This window comes from Enterobacter cloacae complex sp. 2024EL-00227 (assembly GCF_043945315.1).
GTDB lineage: Bacteria > Pseudomonadota > Gammaproteobacteria > Enterobacterales > Enterobacteriaceae > Enterobacter > Enterobacter roggenkampii.
In genome coordinates, this window is record NZ_JBIMQP010000061.1 from 1 (window position 1) to 1,355 (window position 1,355).

At 60.1% G+C, this 1,355-nt stretch carries 1 protein-coding gene; it reads left to right on the plus strand.

Annotated elements, in window-relative coordinates; translation table 11 throughout:
* The first annotated feature begins 139 nt into the window (after positions 1-139).
* On the plus strand, positions 140-1,153 hold the full coding sequence (gene intI1 / locus ACHH0Z_RS25540) for a class 1 integron integrase IntI1 (protein ID WP_000845048.1): 1,014 nt from the start codon (positions 140-142) through the stop codon (positions 1,151-1,153).
* Positions 1,154-1,355 lie beyond the last annotated feature (202 nt).

A 1,355-nucleotide genomic window follows, 5' to 3' on the forward strand; every position in this document is an offset into this window, starting at 1 on the left:
TAACTTTGTTTTAGGGCGACTGCCCTGCTGCGTAACATCGTTGCTGCTCCATAACATCAAACATCGACCCACGGCGTAACGCGCTTGCTGCTTGGATGCCCGAGGCATAGACTGTACAAAAAAACAGTCATAACAAGCCATGAAAACCGCCACTGCGCCGTTACCACCGCTGCGTTCGGTCAAGGTTCTGGACCAGTTGCGTGAGCGCATACGCTACTTGCATTACAGTTTACGAACCGAACAGGCTTATGTCCACTGGGTTCGTGCCTTCATCCGTTTCCACGGTGTGCGTCACCCGGCAACCTTGGGCAGCAGCGAAGTCGAGGCATTTCTGTCCTGGCTGGCGAACGAGCGCAAGGTTTCGGTCTCCACGCATCGTCAGGCATTGGCGGCCTTGCTGTTCTTCTACGGCAAGGTGCTGTGCACGGATCTGCCCTGGCTTCAGGAGATCGGAAGACCTCGGCCGTCGCGGCGCTTGCCGGTGGTGCTGACCCCGGATGAAGTGGTTCGCATCCTCGGTTTTCTGGAAGGCGAGCATCGTTTGTTCGCCCAGCTTCTGTATGGAACGGGCATGCGGATCAGTGAGGGTTTGCAACTGCGGGTCAAGGATCTGGATTTCGATCACGGCACGATCATCGTGCGGGAGGGCAAGGGCTCCAAGGATCGGGCCTTGATGTTACCCGAGAGCTTGGCACCCAGCCTGCGCGAGCAGCTGTCGCGTGCACGGGCATGGTGGCTGAAGGACCAGGCCGAGGGCCGCAGCGGCGTTGCGCTTCCCGACGCCCTTGAGCGGAAGTATCCGCGCGCCGGGCATTCCTGGCCGTGGTTCTGGGTTTTTGCGCAGCACACGCATTCGACCGATCCACGGAGCGGTGTCGTGCGTCGCCATCACATGTATGACCAGACCTTTCAGCGCGCCTTCAAACGTGCCGTAGAACAAGCAGGCATCACGAAGCCCGCCACACCGCACACCCTCCGCCACTCGTTCGCGACGGCCTTGCTCCGCAGCGGTTACGACATTCGAACCGTGCAGGATCTGCTCGGCCATTCCGACGTCTCTACGACGATGATTTACACGCATGTGCTGAAAGTTGGCGGTGCCGGAGTGCGCTCACCGCTTGATGCGCTGCCGCCCCTCACTAGTGAGAGGTAGGGCAGCGCAAGTCAATCCTGGCGGATTCACTACCCCTGCGCGAAGGCCATCGGTGCCGCATCGAACGGCCGGTTGCGGAAAGTCCTCCCTGCGTCCGCTGATGGCCGGCAGCAGCCCGTCGTTGCCTGATGGATCCAACCCCTCCGCTGCTATAGTGCAGTCGGCTTCTGACGTTCAGTGCAGCCGTCTTCTGAAAACGACA

Coding starts and splice junctions, on each gene's coding strand:
- intI1 (WP_000845048.1), top strand. CDS start 140: ATGAAAACCGCCACTGCGCCGTTACCACCGCTGCGTTCGGTCAAGGTT.